The sequence below is a fragment of the Kitasatospora sp. NEAU-CNBT7 genome (assembly GCF_057220535.1).
The window spans coordinates 43443-66452 of sequence record NZ_JBXQQB010000028.1 but is presented as its reverse complement, the minus strand read 5'-3'; the positions used below and the strand labels follow the sequence as shown (position 1 = coordinate 66452).

The following is a 23010-nucleotide window of genomic DNA, read 5'->3' as shown; positions in this document are numbered from 1 at the left end:
CCCCACAACCCTAAGCCCCCCCCCCCCTCCCCCCCCCCCCCCCCCCCCCCCCCCCCCCGGGCCGCCGTTCGGCTCACTCGTCGTGGGAGTGGCGGTAGTGCCGGACCGGGCCGTCCTGGTCGAGCCGGTAGATGCTGGTGGTCGGCCAGTACTCGCCCGCCTCGGGGTGCGGGAGGTCGGCGCGCAGCACCATCCGCAGGGCGGGCGGCGGGGCGGTGGACCGGACCCGCTTGCGGTGCCCGTCCCAGCGGCCGCCGCGGAGTTCGAGGTCGAGCACGGCGGAGGTGGGGGTGGGGGTGGCGTTCACGCTGCCGATGCTGTCAGCCGGGGCGTGGTGGCGGCCGGATCGACAGCGCGGGTGCCACCCGATCGGTGGGTTTCGGGCGGACAGCCGTAACCCCCGCCCGGGCGGGAGGGCCGGGCAGGGGCGACGGGTGGTGCCGGTGGGTCAGCTGCGCCAGGTGTCGTTCAGGGTGACCCGGCCGGTGGAGGGCACGGTGGCGGTGCGGTTGGCGCCGCTCTCCCAGGTCACCGAACCGTTGGCGTCCTTGCGGATGTACTTGTACTCGAAGGCGGTGCCGGCCGGCATCGACAGGTCGAGCTTCCAGACCGGGTAGGCCGCCGAGGACAGCGGCAGCGCCTTCGAGGTGTCCCAGCCGCCGAGCGCGGCGGTGTTCCCCACCACGTAGATGTTCTGGCCGAACACCGTGGTGGCGTTGACCGCGAACGAGGCGCCGGAGGCGGTCGGCGACGGCGAGGCGGTGGAGCCGCCGCCGCTCGCCCCGACGTAGAGGGCGACCGCGTCGCCCGCGCCCACCGTCGCGGTGAACTTCCCGTCCGTGCCGACCTGGTAGCTCACACCGGTGCAGCCGCCGGCCACCGGGTCGCCGTGCTGGACGTCGCAGTAGCTGCCGGCGGGCAGCGAGGTCTGGAAGGTCTGGGTGATCGGACCGCTCTCGTGGTTGATCGCCACGTAGCCCTTGCCGCCGCGGCCGAAGCCGATCGCGTTGCTGCCGTCGGACCACCAGTTGGTGACGGAGGTGCCGGCCACGGCGTTGCGGAAGCCGACCATGTTGGCCACCTGGCGCCAGGCGTGGGTGCAGTTCCAGCCGTCCTGGTAGCAGGCGTTGACGGTGCCGCCGTTCGGCGGGCCGTCGTCGTTGGCGGCGAAGGCGTAGCCGGAGTAGACGTTGGGGGCGCCGTACGGGAAGGCCAGCATGAAGACGTTGGCCAGGGTGTAGGTGTTGCCGTTCTTGTAGGTGAGGGTGGAGCCGTTGCGCTCGGTGTCCCAGTTGTCGACGAAGGTGCGGGCCTGGGCGCTGCCCAGCAGGCCGGAGCCCCAGGTCGACAGGTCGGCGATCCGGCCGCCGTCGAAGGCGCTCTTCAGCCAGGTGCCGGAGCGGAACTCGTCCACGTCGCCGGTGCCGGTGTACTCGCTCGGCTGGATCGGCTCGCCGGCGCCGTAGATGACCTCCTGCACCCAGTAGGCGTTCGGGTTGCTCATCCTGGCCTTGATGGCGGCCAGGTCGCCGGCGGCGATGTGCTTGGCGGCGTCGATCCGGAAGCCGTCCACACCGAGCGAGAGCAGGTCGCTGAGGTAGTCGGCGATGGTCTGCCGGACGTAGGAGCTGCCGGTGTCCAGGTCGGAGAGGTTGACCAGTTCGCAGTTCTGCACGTTGGCGCGGTCGGCGTAGTTGGAGATCGCACTGCGGCAGGAGTGGAAGTCCTGGTCCTGGTAGTACCCGGGGTAGTTGTACTTGCTGTAGACGGTGCCGCCGGTGCCGGTGCCGGACCCCGCGGACATGTGGTTGACCACCGAGTCGGCGATCACCTTGACGCCCGCGGTGTGGCAGGTGGCGACCATGGACTGGAACGCGGCGCGGTCGCCGAGCCGGCCGGCGATCTTGTAGCTGACGGGCTGGTAGGAGGTCCACCACTGCGGGCCCTGGATGTGTTCCTGGGGCGGGGAGACCTCGACGAAGCCGTAGCCCTTGGGGCCGAGGGTGTCGGTGCAGGCCTTCGCCACCGAGTCGAACTTCCACTCGAAGAGGGTGGCGGTGACGTCCTTCCCGCCGCCGGGCGGGGTGGCCCCGGCGGTGGGCGCGAGGGTGAGCCCGGTGCCGATCGACAGCGCGAGCGCCGCCGCGGCGCCCAGTGCGCCGGCGGTGCGGGCGGGCCGGCGGGCGGGGCGATGGGCGGGGCGATGGGCGGGGCGATGGGTGGGGGAGGTGGTGACCACGGTGTCTCCAGGGGGCGGGTGGGCGGCCTGGTGCGGCCCGTGGACGCAGGTGCACGGGCGGCGGGTGAGCGGATGAGCGGGTACGGCACTGGGGGCACGGCGGCGTCGGCGGGTCGCGGGGAGTGGGGTGGGTGGGGCCGCGCGACGACCGTGTTGCTTGCTGAAAGATCGATGAAACTTTCAGGAAACTTGCAGTGCGCTGAGAACATATGGCCGAGTGGTGGGTGCGTCAAGGCCGGTGACGCACCTGGTTCGATGTCCTCGGGAATCAGGTGATACCTCTGACCTCCCCACGACGTCAGTACGGCTGACGGCAACCAGCACCAAGCACCTCGGGGGATTTCCGGATGGACGACGCGGCACTCGAGTTCGAGGAGTTCGCGGGCACCCGGGCCCGCCGCCTGTTCCAGGTCGCCTACCTGATGTGCGGCGACTGGCACCAGGCCCAGGATCTGGTCCAGACCACGCTCGCCAAGATGTTCTCGGTCTGGGGACGGCTGCGCCGCGGCCGGGACGAGCCCGGCCTCGACGCGTACGCCCGCAAGGTGATGCTGCGGTACTACCTGTCGCACCGCAGGCTGCGGAAATCCACCGAGGTGGTGCTCGCCGAGCTGCCGGACTCCCCCGGCGGCGCCGTCACCCCGGACCTGCGGCTCGCGCTCACCGAGGCGCTGCGGCTGCTGCCGCCGCGCAACCGTGCCGTCGTGGTGCTGCGCTACCTGGAGGACCGTTCGATCGAGGAGGTCGCCGACCTGCTCGACCTCTCCCCGGCGGCCGTGAAGAGTCTCAACACCCGTTCGCTGGCCAAGCTCCGGGGCATCCTGGGCGAGGACCGCGAGCTGATGTTCCTCGCCTGACCGCGCTCCCCCGCACCCCTCTCCCCCGCATCACCGGCCACTGCCACTGCCCCCGCCACTGACCCAGCCCGTAGAACCGAACGAGGAACCCGGACATGGACCTTGAGAACGAACTCTCCCGCCTGCTCAGGGAGAGCTCGGACGATCTCGCCTCTCCCCCCGTGGTCCTGATGGTCGGCGAGGCCACCGCCAGGGGCCGGGTGCTGCGCCGGCGCCGTCGGCTGGCCGTGCTCGGCTCCGCGCTCGCCGCCGCGGCCCTGGCCGGCACCGCCGCCGTGGCCGTCCGGCCGTTCGCCGGCCCGGCAGGCGTCCCCGCCGCGGCGCCCGCGGGCCCCTCTCCGGCCGCCGCCCCGGTCGAGGTGCCGACCACCGCCGACGGCATGCTGGCGCTGCTCGCCACCCAGCTGCCCGGCGGCCGGTACAGCCACTTCCGTACCTTCCCCGGGCCGGACGCGCGGCCCGGGCACGCCTTCCTGGTGGACTACGACGGCGGCCGGGGCGCCGGCACCCTGTCGGTCGCGCTGATCACGGCGGCCGACGAGCAGCCCGCGCTGAACTGCGTGGCGCCGATCCGGCCGCTGGGCGCTCCGGCCCTGTCGGCGGTCCGTCCGGGCGGTGACGCCTGCACGACCGCCACCCGGCCGGACGGCTCGCAGGTGCTGACCCTGGCCACCCCGCGGGCCGGCGCCGACACGCTCGGCGGGTCCACGGTCGCGGTGCAGCGCCCCGGGGGCGTCCTGTTCGTGATCACCGCGCTGGACGGCACCGCGCACGCGGAGGGCGGCCGGGTCGAGGTGCAGCAGTCCCTGGACGCCCCGGTCCTGACCCCGGAGCAGTTGGAGCAGGCCGCCACCGACCCGCAGTGGCAGCCGACGATGCCCCAGGAGCAGATCGACGAGGGCGCGCTCTGGCGCCGCCTGTGGGCCCAGCCGTAGCCGCCGCAGCAGCGGCCGCGGCCGCCGCCCCGGCTCAGACCGCGTCGGGGCCGCGTTCGCCGGTCCTGACCCGCACGATGGTGTCGACCGGCACCGCCCACACCTTGCCGTCACCGATCTGCCCGGTGCGCGCGGCGTCGACGATCGCGGTCATCACCGCCTCGGCGTCGTCGTCCTCGACCACCACCTCTATCCGCAGCTTGGGCACCAGGTCGATCCGGTACTCGGCGCCGCGGTAGACCTCGGTGTGGCCGTGCTGGCGGCCGTAGCCGCTGGCCTCGGTGACGGTCAGTCCGTGCACCCCGATCTCCTGCAGGGCGGACTTGACCTCGTCCAGCCGGAACGGCTTGACGACGGCGGTGATCAGCTTCATGCGCGTGGGTCCGCTCGACGGGTGCCTGGGCACGGGGGTGGCCGTGGGCGGCGGTGCGGCCGCCGTCCGGGACGCCGCGATCGTACAGCCGCGGGCCGCGCCGCGGGCCCAAGGACGCGGAGCGGGTCCGAACGGTACCCGGGGTGCCCCGCGACCCGTCCGGGGACGGCCGCAGGGCCCGGCGGCCGAAGCCACCGGGCCCTGCGTTCAGCTAGCTCGGCCGGTGAGGCCGATCAGCTCAGTTGCTGGTGTTGATCGCGGTGTCGTCGATCACGAAGCTCGTCTGCAGCGAGGAGTCCTCGACGCCGTTGAACTTCAGGGTGACCGTCTGGCCGGCGTAGGCCGACAGGTCGACGGTCTTCTGGGCGTACCCGGTGGCCTTGTTCAGGTTCGAGTACGAGGCGACGGTGGTGCCGTTGACGGTCACCGTCAGCTTGTCGTAGGCGGTGGTGGTGGTGGTCTCCGCCGTGTCGATGTGCAGCCAGTAGCTGAGGGTGGCCTTGCAGCCCGCCGGGATGGTCACCGTCTGGGAGGCGGAGTCCGTGTGGGCGGAGCCGTAGCCGTTCAGCCAGGCCTTCCAGGAGCCGGAGTGGGCGGCCTGGGAGGCGCTGTTGTCGACCACGCCGCTGGTGGTGGTCCACGGCGCGGCGGAGCCGGTCTCGAAGCCGGCGTTGCCGAGCAGCTGGGCCGGGGTGCACCCGCCGCCGGTGGTGTTGACGGTCCAGGTGAAGCTGGCCGTGCCGGTCTTGTTGGCGGTGTCCTTGGCGGTCACCACCACGTTGGAGGTGCCCGCGGTGGTCACGGTGCCGGTGATCTTGCCGGTGGAGGCGTTGATCGACAGGCCGGCCGGCAGGCCGGTGGCCGAGTAGGTCAGCGCGCCGGTGCCGCCGGTGGCCGAGATCTGCAGGTTCACCGCGGTGTTGATCAGGGTGGTCTGGTTGCCGGGGCTGGTCACCACCGGCGAGTTGCTGACCACGGAGCCGACGTTGACGGCGGCCCAGGTGTTGGCGACCGCGGTGGCCTCGGCGCCGCCCGCGCCGTACAGGTCGTTGGCCGCGTTGATGGTCGCGGTCCGCGCGGCGGCGTAGTTGGTGGTGGAGGTCATGTAGGTGGTCAGCGCGCGGTACCAGATCGCGGCGGCCTTGTCCCGGCCGATGCCGGTCAGGGTGGAGCCGTTGGAGGTCGGGCTGTTGTAGCTGACCCCGTTGATCACCTTCGCGCCGCTGCCCTCGGCCAGCAGGTAGAAGAAGTGGTTGGCGACGCCGGACGAGTAGTGGACGTCCTTGTTGCCGACGGTGGAGGACCAGTAGTCCGCCGACGCGCCGTCCTTGGACGGCTTGTCCATGTAACGGAGCGGCGTGCCGTCCCCGTTGATGTTGATGAGCTCGCCGATCAGGTAGTCCGGGTTGTCGGACGGGATGTTGGCGTAGAACTCCACCATCGAGCCGAAGATGTCCGAGGTGGCCTCGTTGAGGCCGCCGGACTCGCCGGAGTAGTTGAGGTTGGCGGTGGCGGCGGTGACGCCGTGGCTCATCTCGTGGCCGGCCACGTCCAGCTCGGTCAGCGGGGCGGTGTTGTTGGCACCGTCGCCGTAGGTCATGCAGAAGCAGGAGTCGTCCCAGAACGCGTTGACGTAGCCGTTGTCGTAGTGGACGCGGCTGTAGGCGCCGACACCGTCGTTGCGGATGCCGTTGCGGCCGAAGGTGTTCTTGTAGTAGTCCCAGGTCATCGCGACGCCGTAGTGGGCGTCGACGGCCGCGGACTCCTTGTTGCTGGCCTGGCCGTTGCCCCAGGTGTCGGTGGACTTGGTGAACAGGGTGCCGTTGCCGGACGTCCCGTTGTTCATGTTGGTGGTGTACATCCCACCGCGGGTGGTGTCCTTCATCTGGTACGTCGAACCCGACAGCGTGGTGCCGATGGTGACGTTGCCGACGAAGACGCCCTGGCCGGTGCCGGTCTGGATGCCCTCGAAGCTGTGGATGACCGCACCGCTGGTGGCGTCGGTGACCACGTGCAGCTTGCTCGGGGTGCCGTCGGCCTCCTTGCCGGAGACCACGGTCTCGTACGCCAGGCGCGGGCTGCCGTCGGCGGCCCAGACGACCAGGCGGGGGGCGTTCTCCAGGCTGGAGCCGGCCTCGGCGGCGAGCGCGGTGGCCTGGGCCTTGGGGGCGGCCAGCGCGGGGGTGGTGCTGACGCCGGTCAGGGAGGCCTGGGTGGCCTTGTCGACACCCTTGACGACACCGCCGGAGGTCTGGTGCACCACCAGGTCACCGCCGAGCACCGGGAGTCCGGCGTAGGTGCGCTCGTAGCGGAAGTGCTGGGTGCCGTCGGCGTCGCGGAAGGCGTCCTTGACGACCAGCTTCTCCTGGCTGCCGAGGCCCAGGGTCTGCGCCAGCGCGGCGCTCTGCTGGCCGGCGGCGGCGATCGCGGAGGCGTGGGCGGCGGCGGGCGCGATCGCGGCCGGGGCGGCGGGTGCGGCCTGGGCGGCGACCACCGGGAAGCCTGTCACCAGCAGCGCGGTGGTGGCGGCGAGGGCGGCCAGACTCGTCCGGACATGGGTGTGGCGGGTCATGCAGACTCCTTATCCGACCGGCGCGGGGTCACGTCCGGTGGAGAGAACCTGGCCGCGGGGTTGCGGCGCAGCGGGGGCCCTGCCGCTGGTTCGCGGCGATGGGTGCGGTGCAATCAGGAGCGGGTGGAGCCAGGTAGCGCTGAACGTGCGCTGGATCCGCTGCACCGGGGGGTGGGGCCCCGCGCGGCTGCAGCGAGGGGAATCGTGGCAGCAAACGGACCATGAATGACAGATGCATGCCACTGATTGGCCAATTAACAACAATGGCACCGCAAGGGCGAGTTGGTGTCGAGGTCAAGGTTTGGTGGGGATGGATGTCATTGCTGTTGCACAGCGGCTGAGCTAGCGGACACGCTGCACGCGTAGACCGGCCGAACGTACGGTCGGTGTCGGGTGCACATAAGGGCCGGTACATGTCATGTTGTTCAAGCCGGGGAGGTCGGTTTTCGGCCATCCACGCCACAGGGGCCCCGCCACTGGCGGGACCCCTGTGCGGAACTGGCCGGATGTCAGCCCTGGACGAAGACCGCCACCGTCCGGGCCGGCACCGTGAAGGTGCCGCTGGCCGGGTCGAACGCGGCCTGCCGGACCACCGGGTCGCCGCCCTGCGCCTGCACCGGGTGCAGGGCCTCGGCGCTGCCCGCGAGGGCGGCCACCGACTGCCGCTGGGCGGCGGGGGTGGCGTTGAAGACCACCGTGAGGCCCTTGGCCGCCCCCGGCAGCCCGGTCCCGTCCAGGTGCATGGTGATCACACCCGGGGTCTCCCCGGCGGTGCCGGAGAGCGGGAAGGAGACCCGGCGCTGGACCTGCTCGGCGCTGTCCAGGGCGAACAGCGGCGAGGATTGACGGATCGTCAGGAACTGCTGGTACAGCGCGGTGCTCGCCCCGGTCTGCGCGCAGCCGACGGTCAGCCGCGGGTCGGCCAGCAGTGACTTCGCGGACGGCCACATGGCCTTGTTGTCGGCGGCCATCGGCACGCCGCGGCCCCAGCCGTTGCCCTGGCGGCAGTCCCAGTGGATCGCGTTGAACCAGTCGCCCGAGTCGAAGGAGTTGGCGTCCAGTGACTTGGAGCGCAGCAGGTCGCTGCCGGCCTGGGCGAAGCCCGGCCCCTGGGAGAGCGCCGTCAGCGACAGTGCCAGGGCCTGCATGCGGGCCCGGTCGGCGGGCGCGGTGGCCGGCGGCAGCTTGTACGCGAGCGCGTCGAACAGGTCGGCGTTGTCGTGCGCGTCCAGGTACTCCACCGCCTCACCGGGCGCGGCCGCGTAGCCGGTCGGCGAGCCGTTGTAGTCGACCCCCGCACCGGTGACCGGCCTGCCCGCGCTGTCGGTGAACCGGAATCCGGCCAGGTTGCCGGTCAGGCCGACCTTGATCTGGTCCATCTGGTGCAGCAGCCGGGCCTTCTGCTCCTCGGGGGTGCCGTTGTCGGCGGAGCCGTTGGGATCGGTGTACAGGCCGGAGGCGAAGCCCTGCTGCGGCGCCGAGGAGAGCTGGAAGTTGCCGCCGCGCCCGGCGTCGCGGATCCGGTCGTTGAAGGTGGCGATGCCGGTGCCCGCCATGTTGGCCTGGGTGGCCTGGACGAACCGGGCGTCGTCGGCGACGGTGCCGAAGTTCCAGCCCTCGCCGTACAGGAAGAGGTCCTTGCCCTCGACGCCGTCCTTCTGCCGGGTCAGCGAACGCAGCGCCGACTGCACGTCCAGCATGGTGGACTTCGGGTCCAGCCCCATCAGGTCGAAGCGGAAGCCGTCCACCCGGTACTGCTTGGCCCAGGTCACCACCGAGTCGACCACCAGCCGGTTCATCATGGCGTGTTCGGGCGCGGTGTCGGCGCAGCAGCTGTCGGTGGTGACCTTTCCGGTGTCGCTCAGCCGCTGGTAGTAGCCGGGCACCACCTTGTCCAGCACCGAGTGCGGGTCCTGTCCGGCGGCGGCGGTGTGGTTGTAGACCACGTCCAGCACCACCCGCAGCCCGGCCTCGTGCATCGCCTGCACCATCGCGCGGAACTGCACGGTGCGCGCGGTTCCGGCCGGGTCGGTGGCGTACGAGCCCTCGGGCACCGTGTAGTGCAGCGGGTCGTAGCCCCAGTTGTACGCGTCGTCGGCCTGCACGGCGGCCACGCACTCCTGCTGCCGTTCGCCGTCGGCGGGCAGCGAGGCGAGGTCGCAGGCGGGCAGCTTCTGCTCGGCGCGCTGCTCCCGGATGGTGGCGATGTCGAAGGTCGGCAGCAGGTGGACGGTGGTCACCCCGGCCTTGGCGAGGTCGCGCAGGTGCTGCATGCCCGCCGACTTCGACTCGGTGAAGGCCAGGTAGGTGCCGCGCTCGGGGGCGGGGACGGTGGTGTCCTCGGCCGAGAAGTCGCGGACGTGCAGCTCCTGGATCTGCTGGCGGGTGGCCGGGACGGCCGGCGGGGTGGCGTGGGCGTCCCAGCCCGCGGGCTTGTTGGCGCGGTCGGCGAGGTCGGTGACCAGGCTGCGCCCGGAGTCGGCGGACAGCGCCACCGAGTACGGGTCGGTGACCGTGTTGGTGACCGTCTGCTGGACGCTCGGCGCCCACACCTTGACCTGGAACAGGTAGTACCGGCCGTCGAGTTCGCGGGCGGCGCGGGTGAGCGACCAGACCCCGGTGGTCTCGTCGCGGCGCAGCGGGACGGTCCGCGGGGTGCCGCCGGCGGCCCGGTCGAAGAGCTGGACCGAGACGTCGGTGGCGGTCGGCGCCCACAGCGAGAGGGTCACCCGGCGGCGGTCGCGGCGCAGCCAGTCCTCGGGCCGGCCGGCGGTGTACACCGGGCCGAGCGGGACGGCGGCGGCCTGGGCCGCGTACCGGTCGTCGAGGACGCCGGCGATCTGCACGCCGGTGGCGGCGAGGACGGCGCCGTTCGGCAGGTGCTCGGTGAACAGCAGCTGGCTGCGCAGGGCGGCGGTGGTCCTGGCGGTGTCGCGCGGGTCGACGGTGAAGGCGCGGTAGGCGGCCAGGTGCGGGTACTTCGCCTTCTGGGCGGCGGTCGGGCCGCCGGGCTGCGGGGTGAGCCGGATCCACTGTCCGGGCTTGCCGAGTGTGCCGTGGTCGGCCTTGATGCCGCCGGCGGGGTCGTAGACCAGCTGGGCGCTGGTGCCGCCGGCCAGGGCGGCGTCGCCGGCGCCGTAGCCGGGCGGGACGACGACCGTGTTGCTGTCGATCCACTGGGCGCGGGCGGCGGTGAGGTCGAGCTGGGAGCTGCTGCCGGCGGCCTGCGGGAGCAGGTAGCCCTCCTGGCCGCCGAGGATCCACACCTCGCGGCCGGTGGCGTTGAGGTCGAGGGACTGGTCGGCGGGCAGGTCCTTGTCGTTGCCGTTGTGCAGGATGTAACTGAGGGTGGTGGCGCCAGGGGCGAGCGGCACCTCGAAGACGGCGCCGAAGGCGTCGGTGCGGGCGGGCGGCAGCGGCCTGCCCCAGTCGGTGGGGGTGGCGGCGCCGGTCCAGTCGTGCAGGCCCCAGCCGTCGTACCTGCCGTCGGCGCGGTGGTAGTGGATCACGGCGGTGCCGGCCGGGACGGGCTGGACCGGGTCCGGGTCGGCGGTGCGGACGGCGGGGTCGCCCTCCTTGAGCCAGACCTCCCCGGTGGCGCCGAGGTCGATGTGCCGGTCGGCGTCGACGTCCTTGGTGCCGTCCTTCTCGACGATGAAGCCGAGGTCGGCGGCGCCCTCCTTGAGCCTGACGTAGGCGAAGGCGCCGTAGGCGTCGCGGCCGGTGAAGGGATGGCCGGCCGGCCAGGGGGTGGACTCGCCGTCGGCGAGGTCGCCCCAGGCGTAGAGGTTCCAGCCGGTGTAGTCGCCGTCCTTGCGCTGGTAGTGGACGACCGCGTAGGGGCGGCTGGTGGCGGTGGGCACCGGCTTGGGCGCCGGGGTGCCGGTGGTGAAGCTCGCGGTGGCGGAGCGCAGGTGGCCGGCGGAGTCGCGGACCACGGCCTTGTAGCGGACCACCGTGCCGGGTGCGGTGGCGCCGAGGTCCTGGGTGACCCGGTAGTCGCCGTTGTCGGCGGTGCCGAGGGTGCGCCAGGGCCCGTTGCCGACCTGGGCGGCGAAGCTCACCCGGTCGAGGCCGCCGCCGGGGACCTGGGCGGCGAGGGTGACGGTCCCGGTGGCGCCGTCGGCGGGCGGGGTCAGGGTGACCGCGGGGGCGGCGGCCGGGGCGGCGATCCGCCCGGCGGCGCGCAGCACCACCGACGACAGCGGCGGCACGGTCACGGTGAGCCGCTTGTCGGCGCCGGTGGTGAGCCGCTGCCCGGCCGAGGGGTAGAGCCGGTCGAAGGCCATGCCGGCCGAGTAGGTGTCCAGGGTGACGGTCTTCGGCTCGGCCGCGTTGTTGACGGCGACCAGGTACTCGACCTGCTGGGCGGCGTCGGTCCGGGAGAAGGCGTACACGCCGGGCCCGTCGGCGGCGTACCGCTCCCGCTGGGCGCCGTCGGCGAGCGCCGGGTGGTCCTTGCGGAGCTTCGCGAGGGCGGCTATGTCCTGGTAGAGCGGGCCGGTGCGGCCGTAGCGGTCGGCGGAGCCGGGGGTGCCGCCGATCACCGGGTCGGTGTTGTACGAGGGGGTCTTCGAGGCGAACAGGTCCTGCCGGGCGTCCTTGTCGCCGCCCGCGCCGGTGAAGCCCTGCTCGTCGCCGTAGTAGACGACGGGCTGGCCGCGGGTGAGGAACTGCAGCTCGTTGGCGAAGCGGTCGCGGTCCAGCAGCTGCTGGGGGGTGGCGGCGGGGTCGTCGGCGCGCAGGAAGGAGCCGATCCGGCCCATGTCGTGGTTGCCGAGGAAGGTCGGCAGCTCGTAGGCGTCGGTGTCGGCGGTGGTGTACCGGTAGTCCTGCCGGTAGAGCTCCGCCAGCGCCGCGGCGGAGCCGTTCTGCGAGACGTACGAGCGGGCGGCCTGCTGGAACGGGAAGTCCAGGGTGGCCTGCAGCTTGCCCTGGGTGACGTACGGCGAGGTGACGGCCGGGTCGCCGGAGTAGACCTCGCCGAACATGAAGAACCGCTTGTCGCCCTGGTCGGCGGCGTACTTCTTGAGCGCGGGCGCCCAGTTCTGCCAGAAGGCCATGTCCACGTGCTTGACGGTGTCGATCCGGAAACCGTCGACGCCGGTCTCCGCGACCCACTGCTGGTAGACCTTCTTGAAGCCCTCGACCACCTTGGGGTTCTGGGTGTCGAGGTCGTCGAGGCCGGAGAAGTCGCCCTCGGTGGCGGACTCGCCGGCGAAGGTCGAGTCGCCGCGGTTGTGGTAGAGCGCGGGGTCGTTCAGCCAGGACGGGGTCTTGGCGGTGGCGTCGGCCTTGCTGCGCAGCACCGGGCGGTACGGGAAGGAGTCGGCGGTGACCGCGGGCCACCGGGCGCCGCTGCCGGCGAGGGCGGTCTCGTCGACGGGGTGGCCGTCGGTGTCCAGGGTCGGGTAGGCGCCGGTGGAGCGGTAGGCGCTGGACGTCTCCTGGTGGTCGATGACGTCGGCGGTGTGGTTGGTGATGACGTCGAAGAAGACCTTGATGCCCTTGCCGTGCGCCTTCGCGATCAGCTCCTTGAGCTGGGCGTTGGTGCCGAAGTGCGGGTCGACCTGGGTGAAGTCGGTGATCCAGTAGCCGTGGTAGCCGGCCGAGGCCTGGTCGCCGGTGCCCTGGACCGGCTTGTTCTTGAAGATCGGGGCGAGCCAGATCGCGGTGGTGCCGAGGTCCTGGATGTAGTCGAGGCGGTCGATCAGGCCCTTGAGGTCGCCGCCGTGGTAGAAGCCCTTGTCGGCGGGGTCGAAGCCGTTGTCCAGGCGGCCTCCGGTGATGCCGCCGGTGTCGTTGGCGGTCGAACCGTTGGCGAAACGATCCGGCAGGACGAAGTAGAACTGCTCCCTGGTGAGGTCGTGCCGGCCCGCCGTCGCCGCGAGTGCGGCGTCGGACGGCGGCGCGGGGGGTGCGGCGGCGAACGCGGGGGCGGCGCCGAGCGTGGCGGCGGTCAGGGCCGCGGCGAGCAGGACGGCGGCTCGGCCGGGTCTGCGGTGGGGTGTCGTGCTCCGGGGCGGGCGGGGCGGGACTTCGGCCACGGCTGGCTCTCCCTCGATGCGGCTCGTCTGTGAGTGGCCGGACCGTAGCGCGCTGAAATATGTTTCAGCAAGATGCTGAAAATGTTGCAAGCAGGGTCTTGACCGAACCGTTGCGAAGGCAGCAGAGTCGTACCCGGCCCGCCGGACACCTGACCCCCGGCGGGCCTCGATCGTTGGGCCCCGCGACACCTCTCGGCCAAAGTCCAGGTCAAGTTTGGCCACCCGCGTTCGACCGCCGGTTACCCCCGAGCAACAATGGTCGATATGCGTCCCCATACCTCTTCTACCCGTACCCCCGCAGGGGGACGGTCGGTGAAGAATCCCCGACCAGAGGATGAGCAGGCGGCCACGGGACGTCTGGCAGACTTCTCGTCCATGGGGGAACCGACCGAGATCCACGCACCGGGCGCCGAGCGCGCCACGGCGCGCACCGGCGGTTCCGTCCCTGGCTGCGCCCACGTGGGCGGGCAGCCGGACGGAGCCACCCGCGCAGCCCAGTCACCGAGCGCGGCCCTGCGCGGCCGGGTGCGGGAGCAGCGCAGACGGCCCGCCCGGCCCCGGCTCTGGTTCGAACTCGCCCTGATCGGGATCAGCTACTGGCTGTACTCCCTGGTCCGCAACGCCGTCCCCGAGCAGGCCTCGATCGCCCAGCACCACGCGACCTGGATATGGGACTTCGAGCGCACCCTCGGCGTCGCCGTCGAGCGCTCGGTGAACCACGCGGTCGACTCGGTCGGCTGGCTGATCGTGGGGATGAACTACTACTACGCCACGCTGCACTTCATCGTCACCATCGGCGTGCTGGTCTGGCTGTACCGCTCGCACCCCGGCCGCTACGCGGCGGCCCGCACGGTGCTCTTCGTGACCACCGGGATCGCCCTGGTCGGCTTCTACTTCTTCCCGCTGGCCCCGCCCAGGCTGATGACCGGCGGCGGCTTCATCGACACCGTGACCGCCCACCACACCTGGGGCTCGATGGCCTCCGGCGCCGGCGCGCACGTCTCCAACCAGTACGCGGCGATGCCCTCGATGCACATCGGGTGGTCGCTCTGGTGCGGTCTGACCATCTTCTTCCTGGCCCGCCCGCTCTGGGTGCGGCTGCTCGGCCTGCTGTACCCGGCGGCCACCCTGGTCGTGATCATCTCCACCGCCAACCACTTCTGGATGGACGCCGTCGGCGGCGCGCTGTGCCTGGCCGTCGGCTTCACCGCCGCCCGGCTGATCTACCACGTCTGGGCCTACCAGCTGCCCAGGGTCCCCGGCGCCGCCGCGGACAAGGAGGTCACCGTCCCCGAGCAGTGGGTGAGCGATCAGGTCGGCGCCGCCCGCCGCTGAGCCCCGGCCGCCCGCCCGCAGCACCGAGCCCCACCGGACCCGCTCCGGTGGGGCTCCGCCGTTCCCGGGACACCGGGCGCCGGCCGGGCGGCGGCGCCGCTACGGCCCGTAGAACAGCCGCTCCACCACCGCGCGGGCCCGCCGGGTGGTGCGCCGGTAGTCGTCGACCAGCTCCCCGCTGTGACCCGCCCCGTAGCCCAGGTAGCGGGCCACCCCGGACAGCTCGCGCGGGTCGCCGGGGAAGGAGTCCCCGGCCCGGCCGCGGACCAGCATCACCGCGCTGCGCACCCGGGAGGCGAGCACCCAGGCGGCGTCCAGCACCCCGGCGTCCTCGGCGTCGACCAGGCCCGCCCCGGCGGCGGCCGCCAGCGCCGCCCTGGTCCGGGTGGTGCGCAGTTCCGGCAGCGCGTGGCCGTGCCGGAGCTGGAGCAGCTGGACCGTCCACTCGACGTCGGCCAGCCCGCCGCGCCCGATCTTGGTGTGGGTGGTGGGGTCGGCCCCGCGCGGCAGCCGTTCGGACTCGATCCGGGCCTTGATCCGGCGGATCTCCAGCAGGTCCCGCTCGGGCACCCCGCCGCCCGGGTAGCGCAGCGGGTCGATCAGCGCCCGGAACCGCTCCCCGAGCTCCGGGTCGCCCGCCACCGGCTCGGCCCGCAGCAGGGCCTGGCTCTCCCAGACGTGCGACCAGCGCCGGTAGTACGCCTCGTAGGAGGCCAGGGTGCGCACCAGCGGGCCCTGCCGGCCCTCCGGGCGCAGGTCGGCGTCGACCAGCAGCGGGGGTTCGGTGGCGGGGGCGGCGAGCAGGGTCCGCAGTTCGTTGCAGACGGCGTGGGCGGCCCGGGCGGCGTCCTCGTCGAGCATGCCGAGCAGCGGCTCGTGGACCAGCAGGACGTCGGCGTCGGAGCCGTAGCCGAGCTCGTGGCCGCCGAACCGGCCCATCGCGATCACCGCGAGCCGGGTCGGCAGTTCGCCGTTGGCCGCCTCCCACCCCGCGATGCAGGCCCGCAGCGCGCCCTGCAGGGTGGCGGCGTTGAGCGCGGTGAGCGCCTCGCCGGCGGCGTCCAGGGCGCGCGCCGGGTCCGGGTCGAGACGGCCGAGCAGGTCGGCGGCGCTGGTGCGGAACAGCTCCCGGCGGCGCACCGCGCGGGCGGCGGCCACCCCGGCGGCGGCGGTGGGGGCTCGGCCGACGGCCGCCAGGATCTCCTGCTCCAGGGCGGGCCGGCCGCGCGGCACCAGGCCCTGCGGGTCGCCCAGCATGGCGACCGCCTCGGGGGCGCGCAGCAGCAGGTCGGGGGCGAGCCGGCCGGCCGACAGGACCCGGGCCAGCCGCTCGGCGGCGGCGCCCTCGTCCCGCAGCAGCCGCAGGTACCAGGGGGTGCGGCCGAGGGCGTCGGAGACCTGCCGGAAGTTGAGCAGGCCGGCGTCGGGGTCGGCGGAGTCGGCGAACCAGCCGAGCAGGACCGGCAGCAGGGTGCGCTGGATGGCCGCCTTGCGGCTGACGCCGGAGGCCAGCGCGGTGAGGTGGCGCAGGGCGGCGGCGGGGTCGGCGTAGCCGAGCGCCTCCAGCCTGGCCCTGGCGGCGGCCGGGGTCAGTCCGGCGGGCCCGAGCGCCGCGTGGTCCAGGGCGGCGGCGCCGGCCGGGAGCTCCGCGACCGCGTCCAGCAGCGGCCGGTAGAACAAGCGCTCGTGCAGCCGCCTGACCTCGACGGCGTGCCGCTTCCACTCCCGGTCCAGCGCGGCGACCGGGTCGGCCCGGGTGTCGTCGTTGATCAGCGGGGAGAGCGACCGGGCGAGCCGGCGCAGGTCGTCCGGGTCGGTGGGGACCAGGTGGGTGCGGCGCAGCCGGTGGAGCTGGATCCGGTGCTCCAGGGCGCGCAGGAAGCGGTAGGCGGCGTCGAGCGAGGCGGCGTCGGCCCGGCCGACGTAGCCGCCGTCGCTCAGGGCGGCCAGCGCCTGGAGGGTGTTGCCGCTGCGCAGCGTGGGGTCGGTGCGGCCGTGCACCAGCTGGAGCAGCTGGACGGCGAACTCGACGTCGCGCAGGCCGCCGGGTCCGAGCTTGAGCTGCCGGCCGACCTCGGTGGCGGGGATCGCGTCGACGACCCGGCGGCGCATCTGCTGGACGTCGGTGACGAAGTTCTCCCGGGCGGCGGCCTGCCACACCAGCGGGGCGATGGCCTCGGCGTAGGCGGCGCCGAGGTCGGCGTCCCCGGCCACCGGGCGGGCCTTGAGCAGGGCCTGGAACTCCCAGGTCTTGGCCCAGCGCTGGTAGTAGGCGAGGTGGCTGGCGAGGGTGCGCACCAGCGGCCCGTTGCGGCCCTCGGGGCGCAGGTTGGCGTCGACGGGCCAGATGGTGCCTTCGCCGGTGGTGTCGGAGCACAGCCGCATGGTGCGGGCGGCGAGCCGGGTGGCGGCCCGGGTGGCGCGCTGCTCCTCGACGCCGTCGGCGGGCTCGGCCACGAAGATCACGTCGACGTCGGAGACGTAGTTGAGTTCGCGGCCGCCGCACTTGCCCATGCCGATCACGGCGAGCCGGCAGTCCGCGGCGGCCTCCTGGTCCTCGTCGGCGGCGAGGTCGAGGGCGGTCTGCAGGGTGGCGCCGGCCAGGTCGGCGAGTTCGGCGGAGGTCTGCGGCAGGTCGGTGGTGCCGCTCAGGTCGCGGGCGGCGATGGTGAGCAGGCAGCGCCGGTACGCGGCGCGCAGGGCGTCGGGGCGGGCGGGCGGCGCGGCGGCGCGGACCCGTTCGGCGAGTTCGCGCCGGAACTCGGCCTGGCCGGGGTGCATGTCGCGCTGTTCGAAGGTGACCAGGGCGTGCCAGTCGCGGGGGTGGCGGGCCAGGTGGTCGGCGAGCGCGGCGGAGGCGCCGAGGGTGCCGAGCAGCCGGTCGCGCAGGGGTTTGGAGCCGGTCAGGGTGTCGCGCAGGGCGGCCCGTTCGGGCTCGTCGAGGGCCTCCAGCAGGTGGGCGAGGCCGCGCAGGGCGAGGTCGGGGTCGGCGGTGGAGCCGAGGGCGTCGATCAGGACCGGGTCGGCGGCCAGTCCGTGCAGCGCCGGTTCGGCGAGCAGCCGCAGGGCGTGTTCGGGGTCGGTGAACCCGCGTCGGACCAGGCGGATCTCCGGGCGGCTGGTCCGGCTGCCGGACCGATCCTCCAGTGCCATGGCCCCTCCGGTACGGCGGTAGACCCGCGCGCGGTGCGCGGGCCTATGAGCCTACGAGTTATGAGCCTACGATCCCGTCGCTCCCGCGCGCTCCCCCGGCCCGGCGGCGGGCAGCGCCCCGGCGACCGGCCGGCCCGCCTGTACGGCGCCCACCAGCAGCCGGTGGAACACCGGCGCCAGCAGCACCACGGCCGCCACCCCGGCACCCGCCAGCAGCAGGTCCTCGCGGCGCAGCACGGACCCGGCGGCCGCCGCGACGGCGCCCCCGAGCAGTCCGGCGGAGGTGAGGCACCGTCTGCGGTCCCCGGACATCCGGGTGATCACCGTCCGGCGGGCCTGCCGGCCGGTCCAGGACGTCAGGTGCCGGCCGAGCACCCATTCCCGGAACATCACCCACAGCGAGAGCAGGGTGCCCATCGTGCCGACCACCAGATAAGCCGGATAACAGGTGACCGCCTTGCGGAACCCGATCTGCACGGTGGCCGTCCCGAGGGTCAGCGCGAGCATCATCAGGAACCACCAGCCGAGCCACCGGACGGTATCGAAATGGGTGAATCCGGTGATCAGATGATAAAGGAGCGAGAGATATCCGAACGCCATCAGCGCACTGTCCACCAGCATCGCGCCGAACACCTTGGTAAATCCCCAGCTGCGGAAGAACAGGCCGCGGTGCTTGTGCAGGGCCTGCGCCCAGCCGGCCGCCCAGCGGTGCGTCTGGCGCCAGTACACGCCCCAGCTGCCCGGGTCCCGGACGCACACGTACGCACCCGGCACGAAGCCGGCCGCGTGTCCCGAGCGGTTCATCCTGAGCGCCAGCTCGACGTCCTCGCAGAGGCTGTCGGTGGACCAGCCGCCGACCTCCCGGACCGCGTCGGTGCGGTACACCCCGGCGCAGCCCGACAGCACCGCCACCCACCCGTGCCAGGACTCCACGGTCCGCGACATCCGGTGCGCGGCCGCCCACTCGATCGTCCGCGACCGCTGGAACAGGCCCTTGACGCTGTGCGGGGTGACGGACATGCAGACGCCGCCGTGGCCGTTCTCGCGCATCTGCGCGAGGCAGGTCGCCAGCACGTCGTCGGAGGCGAAGTAGCCGTCGGCGTCCAGCAGCGCCACGTACTCGGTGGTCACCTCGGCCAGCGCGATGTTCAGCGACTCGGGCTTGCTCTGCCGGGACACCTCCCGGACGGCCGCGCCGAGCCCCCGGGCGATCCCGGCGGTGTCGTCGGTGCAGGAGTCCGCGATCACCAGGACGGTCTCGGGACGGGCGGTCTGACCCAAGGCGGACCTCACCGCGTCAGCGATGAAGTCCGCCTCGTTGTGTGCCGGGATCAGCACCGTGAGCGATTCGGTCACCGGCGCGCGAACCACTTCACGGCCGCACCGATCGCGGAGCTGGCACCGCCGACCGCCAGCAGGGCCAGAGAGGCGACGCCGGTGTGAGCGAGAGCATACATAGGTCAATCCTTTTCAGGCCGTTCCGAATGGGCAGCTTCCGGGATTTCACGCCCTGCACTCGAACGGAATTCACCCCTTGTTCGAGGATTACGCCCGGTGCAGGTCGGAATAACATGTACCACGGGCGAACTGGCGATCAGCCAATAACCACACCGTGGACGGAGCACCCGCGCGCCCGTCCCGCCAGATTCATCCGGACAGCTCTGCCTCAGCGCAGAACCGCCCACCCCCGAGGATCGTGAGCGCCATGGCTACCCGACTTCTCCTGGCGGCCGCGATCACCGTCTCCGCCTCCCTCGCCACCGCGCCCGCCCAGGCCGCCGCCCCCTCCGCGGCCCTCGCCGCCGCCCGGCAGCTCGCGACCCGCTCGGTCCTGGCCGAGGACTTCCGGACCCTGGACCTCGGCCCCGGCCACGCCTGGGGCTGGCAGACCGGCGCGTACGCCGGCTGCACCGAGAACCCCAACAGCTGGAAGTACGACCGGCTCACCACCGACTCCCTCAGCACCGCCTCCGGCCACCTGGTCATCACGGCCACCCCGCAGCCCGACGGCCACTGGAACACCGGCCTGGTGACCACCGGCGACTCCTGCGACTCAGGCGGCAGCGGGGCCATGGTCCGCACCGGCGACCTGGTGATGGTCCACGTCCGGCTGCCCGCCGCCGACACCGGCGCCTGGCCGTGCCTGTGGACCTGGCGCGACGGCGGCAACGAGATGGACGTCTTCGAGTGGTACGCGGACCGGCCCGACCAGATCGAGTTCGTCAACCACGTACGCTCCGGCAGCACCGTCTACCGCGACGCCAACGTCGGTGCGGGCCGCTGGATATACGTGGGGGCGCGGTTCGGCGCCGACAACACCACCTGGTACATCGGGGCCGAACCCGACCGGCTCACCGAGGCGTTCTCCGACGGCACCGGCGTGGGCGAGGACTTCGCCGCCTACCTGATCCTCAACCTGTCGATCAGCGACGGCTCCTTCCACTCCCCGCCGGTCGGCCGCGACCCGGTCAGGCTGGAGGCCGACCTGCTCACCATCGAACACCCCTCCCCCTGAGGCCTCCTGGGCCCCGCTCAGGCCCCCAGGGCCTCCGCGGCCCTCGGATCAGCGCAGCTCGGCCGGCGGCGTGCGCGCCGCGTCCACCGGGTCGACCCGCACCAGGCTGCCCCAGACCGCCATCCGGTAGTCGGAGGTGTACACCGGCGTACAGGTCGTCAGCGTGATGTAGCGGCCCGGCGCGTGGTACGGGGAGCCCACCGGCACCGGCGCGATCACCCCCGTGTCGTACTCCGAGGTCTGCGGCAGCACCCCGTCCACCCGGTAGACGTACCAGCTGTCGCGGGTCTCCACCACCACCGCGTCACCCGGTTCCACCGCGTCCAGGTCGTGGAACTTGGCGCCGTGGCCGTCCCGGTGCGCGGCCAGTGCGACATTGCCCTGCGCGTCCCACGGCATCGCCGCGGGGTACGGCTCGGTATAGACCCCCGCCACCCCCTCGGCGAGGGTGTCCTCGTCGGTGCCCAGCCTGATCAGCACCTGGTAGTCCCGCCCCATCGCGGGCACGTGCAGGAAGCCGATCCCGGCACCGCGCGCGGGCGGGACCGCCCGGCCCGCGGGCGCGGCGGCCGACCAGGTCCGCCGCAGCAGGTCGCCGGCCCGCTCGGCCCGCCGGTCCGCCACCACGTCCGTCCACCACAGCGAGTAGCAGGCGAACAGCGCCAGCAGCACCCCGAACGCGATCAGCAGGTCACCACCGGCACCGGCCGCCACCCGCACCCGTCCACGCCACCGCTGCTCCCGCGCCACCTGAGCCATGCCGACCGGCCTCCCGCCGCGCCCGATCCACCCTGAGCCCCCACCCCACCCCGCGCACGGACGGTTCACAAGCCGACACGCGCTGCAACGCCCCGCGGCCCGGACCGCCCGCGGCGCGGGCGCGGTGTCCGGGCCGCGACCGGACACCGGTACGTTGATCACCCGCCGAAGATCGTCGACGAACCCGCCGGCCGGAAAATCGGGTCGCCGCCACCGCGGGATCCGGACAGACTTCGGCGTCGGGACCCCCGCCCGACCGCTCACCGTCCCCGCCTGCCCGAAGGGTTCGCATGACCACTCCCGCCCCGCCCGACAGCCCGCAGCCCGCCGGGGAACCGGCAGCCGCCGCCGACCCGTGGGCGCCGCCGGCCCCGTGGCAGGGCGAGGGCACGGCGCCGGACCGGGACCCGGCCGCCGCCGGACCGGGGCCGGGTGTGCCGTACTGGCCGCCGTACCCGGTGCCGGCGGCGGAGCCGCGCAACGGCCTCGGCGTCGCGGCCATGGTGCTCGGGATCACCGGGACCGTCCTCAGCCTGCTCCTCATCCTGTTCTGGCTGTCCTGGCTGCCGGCCCTGCTCGCCGTGGTCTTCGGCGCCATCGGGCTGGGGCTGGTACGCAAGGGCCGGGCGACCAACCGGGGCGCGGCGCTGGCGGGCGTCGTCCTGGGCGTCACCGGGCTGCTGATCTCGGTGGGCACCGGGGTGTTCATCGCGGTGCGCCTGCACTCGGTCAACGAGGAGCTGCGGGTCGAGGCGGCCGAAGCGAGCGCCCGCGCCGACGAGCAGGCGGCGAAGGACCGCGAACGGCTCGAGGCCGCCCGGCAGAAGCTGGCGGCCGAGCAGGAGAAGAAGGCCGCGGACGAGCGGGCCCGTCGCCTGCCGTTCGGTCAGTCCTACACCTACGAGGACGGGCTGAAGGTCACCACGGCCGCGCCGGAGCCGTTCGTCCCGAACGAGACCGTGTTCAAGGTCCCCGCCGGCACCAGGATCGTGCAGGTGCGGATCACCGTCGTCAACACCGGTCCGGCGCAGGTCTCGCTCTACGGGTCGGGGTCGCCCTTCGTCCACGACTCCGCGGGCCGCCTCGCCTTCCCCTTCCACGACGGCAGCGGCCGGGCGAAGTTCCTCGCCGACTCCCTCGCCCCCGGCCAGGAGACCACCAGCCTGGAGGCGTACGCCCTGCCGAACGACGCGGCCGACCCGTTCACCGTCCAGTTCACCTACGGCGCGGGGATGCAGCGCAAGGACGTCATCTGGTCCGGCTCCGCCGGCTGACCCCCGGCCGGCCGCCCGGGACCCGGGCGGCCCCCGCGGGTGACGGAACGTCCCGTCGCCCGCGGGGGCCTGCCGCTGCCCGGACTCCCGGGGCCCGCCGCGTGGTTGCTCAGAAGTGGAGCATCCACTGGAAGTCGGACTGTGCGTTGCTGATGTGGACGTGGCTGCGGGTGCCGTAGGCGAGGCGCTTGTTCCAGTTGTACTCCTCGACGTCGAATGAGCCGTCGGAGTAGACGGCGTTGACGTAGGCGACGTGGCCGAGGTCGTGGACGTCGTTGACCGCGATGGCGCCGACGGCGGGGGTGGTGTTGACGGTGACGCCGGCGCGGCGGGCGGCGTCGTCCCAGGTCCGGGCGTTGCCCCAGGTGGTGCCGCCGTAGGAGTTGCTGAAGTTCGGGACGCCGAGGCGGGTGGCGATGCGGTACGCCGCGAAGGCGGTGCAGTTGTCGGCGGCGAAGCCGCGGGTGGCGTGGTCGAAGTCGTCGGCGGGGCGCTGGCTGCCGCCGTTGTCGCCGAGGAACTGGTGGGAGGCCTCGTTGTTCTTCAGGGTGGAGTTGAGGTTGCCCTTGGCGCCGGGGGCGAAGTCCTGGCCGGCGCCGCCGTAGCCGCTGTTGAAGTGGACGCGGACGGTCTGCCCGGTGCGGTTCCACACCGATGCGGCGTTGTTCTTGACGCAGACGCCCTGGCCGGAGCCGGCGCCCTTGAACTCGTAGCAGGTCGGCTGGGTGTCCCCGAGGTCGCTGACGGAGCCGGTGAAGTCGGAGACCGAGCCGGCCTCGTCGCTGTTGTAGTAGTAGCAGAACTCGCCGGCGTCGCAGACCCCGTCGCGGGACGCGGCGAACGCGGGGGCGGAGGTGGCGGCGACGAGGGGAACGGCCATGGCCAGGGAGGTGCCGGCGACGGTGAGCATGGTGCGTATGTTCTTCATGGTTTTCTCTGTTCGTGACGTGT

The 23010-nt window shown here is 73.0% G+C and carries 14 protein-coding genes; 5 read left to right on the top strand and 9 right to left on the bottom strand.

What is annotated here, in order from left to right; translation table 11 throughout:
* Positions 1 to 73: 73 nt before the first annotated feature.
* Both AC2TEW_RS29115 and AC2TEW_RS29110 read right to left on the bottom strand, forming a co-directional pair.
* Positions 74 to 307 (bottom strand): hypothetical protein, encoded by a 234-nt coding sequence (locus AC2TEW_RS29115; RefSeq protein ID WP_484626345.1) that lies wholly within the window; start codon positions 305 to 307, stop codon positions 74 to 76.
* Positions 308 to 448: 141 nt separating this feature from the next.
* Complete coding sequence (locus tag AC2TEW_RS29110; RefSeq protein WP_484626389.1) at positions 449 to 2155, bottom strand: carbohydrate-binding module family 20 domain-containing protein; 1707 nt, start codon at positions 2153 to 2155, stop codon at positions 449 to 451.
* A 431-nt stretch (positions 2156 to 2586) separates the two neighbouring features.
* On the opposite strand from AC2TEW_RS29110, the gene AC2TEW_RS29105 reads away from it, so the two are divergent.
* Positions 2587 to 3096 carry a SigE family RNA polymerase sigma factor gene (locus AC2TEW_RS29105; protein ID WP_484626344.1) on the top strand — a complete coding sequence of 170 codons (510 nt, stop codon included), beginning with the start codon at positions 2587 to 2589 and terminating at the stop codon, positions 3094 to 3096.
* A gap of 95 nt (positions 3097 to 3191) precedes the next feature.
* Positions 3192 to 4031, top strand: a complete 840-nt coding sequence (locus tag AC2TEW_RS29100) for a hypothetical protein (RefSeq protein ID WP_484626343.1) — start codon at positions 3192 to 3194, stop codon at positions 4029 to 4031.
* 34 nt (positions 4032 to 4065) lie between these two features.
* Here the strand turns inward: AC2TEW_RS29100 and AC2TEW_RS29095 are convergent, their stop codons facing one another.
* The 3 genes from AC2TEW_RS29095 to pulA form a co-directional block, all read right to left on the bottom strand.
* Positions 4066 to 4404, bottom strand: a complete 339-nt coding sequence (locus AC2TEW_RS29095; RefSeq protein WP_484626342.1) for a P-II family nitrogen regulator — start codon at positions 4402 to 4404, stop codon at positions 4066 to 4068.
* A gap of 238 nt (positions 4405 to 4642) precedes the next feature.
* Positions 4643 to 6976 (bottom strand): M4 family metallopeptidase, encoded by a 2334-nt coding sequence (locus tag AC2TEW_RS29090; RefSeq protein WP_484626341.1) that lies wholly within the window; start codon positions 6974 to 6976, stop codon positions 4643 to 4645.
* A gap of 509 nt (positions 6977 to 7485) precedes the next feature.
* Entirely contained in the window at positions 7486 to 13023 is a 5538-nt protein-coding gene (gene pulA / locus AC2TEW_RS29085) for a pullulanase-type alpha-1,6-glucosidase (protein WP_484626340.1), read from the bottom strand.
* 375 nt (positions 13024 to 13398) lie between these two features.
* Between pulA and AC2TEW_RS29080 the strand changes: the two genes are divergently transcribed.
* The gene (locus AC2TEW_RS29080; RefSeq protein ID WP_484626339.1) at positions 13399 to 14358 is read left to right on the top strand and encodes a phosphatase PAP2 family protein; all 960 of its coding nucleotides are present in this window, start codon (positions 13399 to 13401) and stop codon (positions 14356 to 14358) included.
* A 99-nt stretch (positions 14359 to 14457) separates the two neighbouring features.
* Here AC2TEW_RS29080 and AC2TEW_RS29075 read toward each other — a convergent pair whose 3' ends face one another.
* Positions 14458 to 17511 carry a bifunctional [glutamine synthetase] adenylyltransferase/[glutamine synthetase]-adenylyl-L-tyrosine phosphorylase gene (locus AC2TEW_RS29075; RefSeq protein WP_484626338.1) on the bottom strand — a complete coding sequence of 1018 codons (3054 nt, stop codon included), beginning with the start codon at positions 17509 to 17511 and terminating at the stop codon, positions 14458 to 14460.
* 66 nt (positions 17512 to 17577) lie between these two features.
* Positions 17578 to 18867, bottom strand: coding sequence for a glycosyltransferase family 2 protein (locus tag AC2TEW_RS29070; RefSeq protein WP_484626337.1), 1290 nt, complete (start codon positions 18865 to 18867; stop codon positions 17578 to 17580).
* A gap of 349 nt (positions 18868 to 19216) precedes the next feature.
* On the opposite strand from AC2TEW_RS29070, the gene AC2TEW_RS29065 reads away from it, so the two are divergent.
* Positions 19217 to 20026: a LamG domain-containing protein gene (locus AC2TEW_RS29065; RefSeq protein WP_484626336.1), complete on the top strand. Its 810-nt coding sequence runs from the start codon at positions 19217 to 19219 to the stop codon at positions 20024 to 20026.
* A gap of 48 nt (positions 20027 to 20074) precedes the next feature.
* On the opposite strand, the gene AC2TEW_RS29060 is transcribed toward AC2TEW_RS29065, so the two are convergent.
* Positions 20075 to 20785: a class E sortase gene (locus AC2TEW_RS29060; RefSeq protein ID WP_484626335.1), complete on the bottom strand. Its 711-nt coding sequence runs from the start codon at positions 20783 to 20785 to the stop codon at positions 20075 to 20077.
* Positions 20786 to 21075: 290 nt separating this feature from the next.
* On the opposite strand from AC2TEW_RS29060, the gene AC2TEW_RS29055 reads away from it, so the two are divergent.
* Positions 21076 to 22059, top strand: a complete 984-nt coding sequence (locus tag AC2TEW_RS29055; protein ID WP_484626334.1) for a DUF4190 domain-containing protein — start codon at positions 21076 to 21078, stop codon at positions 22057 to 22059.
* 109 nt (positions 22060 to 22168) lie between these two features.
* On the opposite strand, the gene AC2TEW_RS29050 is transcribed toward AC2TEW_RS29055, so the two are convergent.
* On the bottom strand, positions 22169 to 22987 hold the full coding sequence (locus tag AC2TEW_RS29050; protein WP_484626333.1) for a CHAP domain-containing protein: 819 nt from the start codon (positions 22985 to 22987) through the stop codon (positions 22169 to 22171).
* Between the last annotated feature and the right edge of the window lie 23 nt (positions 22988 to 23010).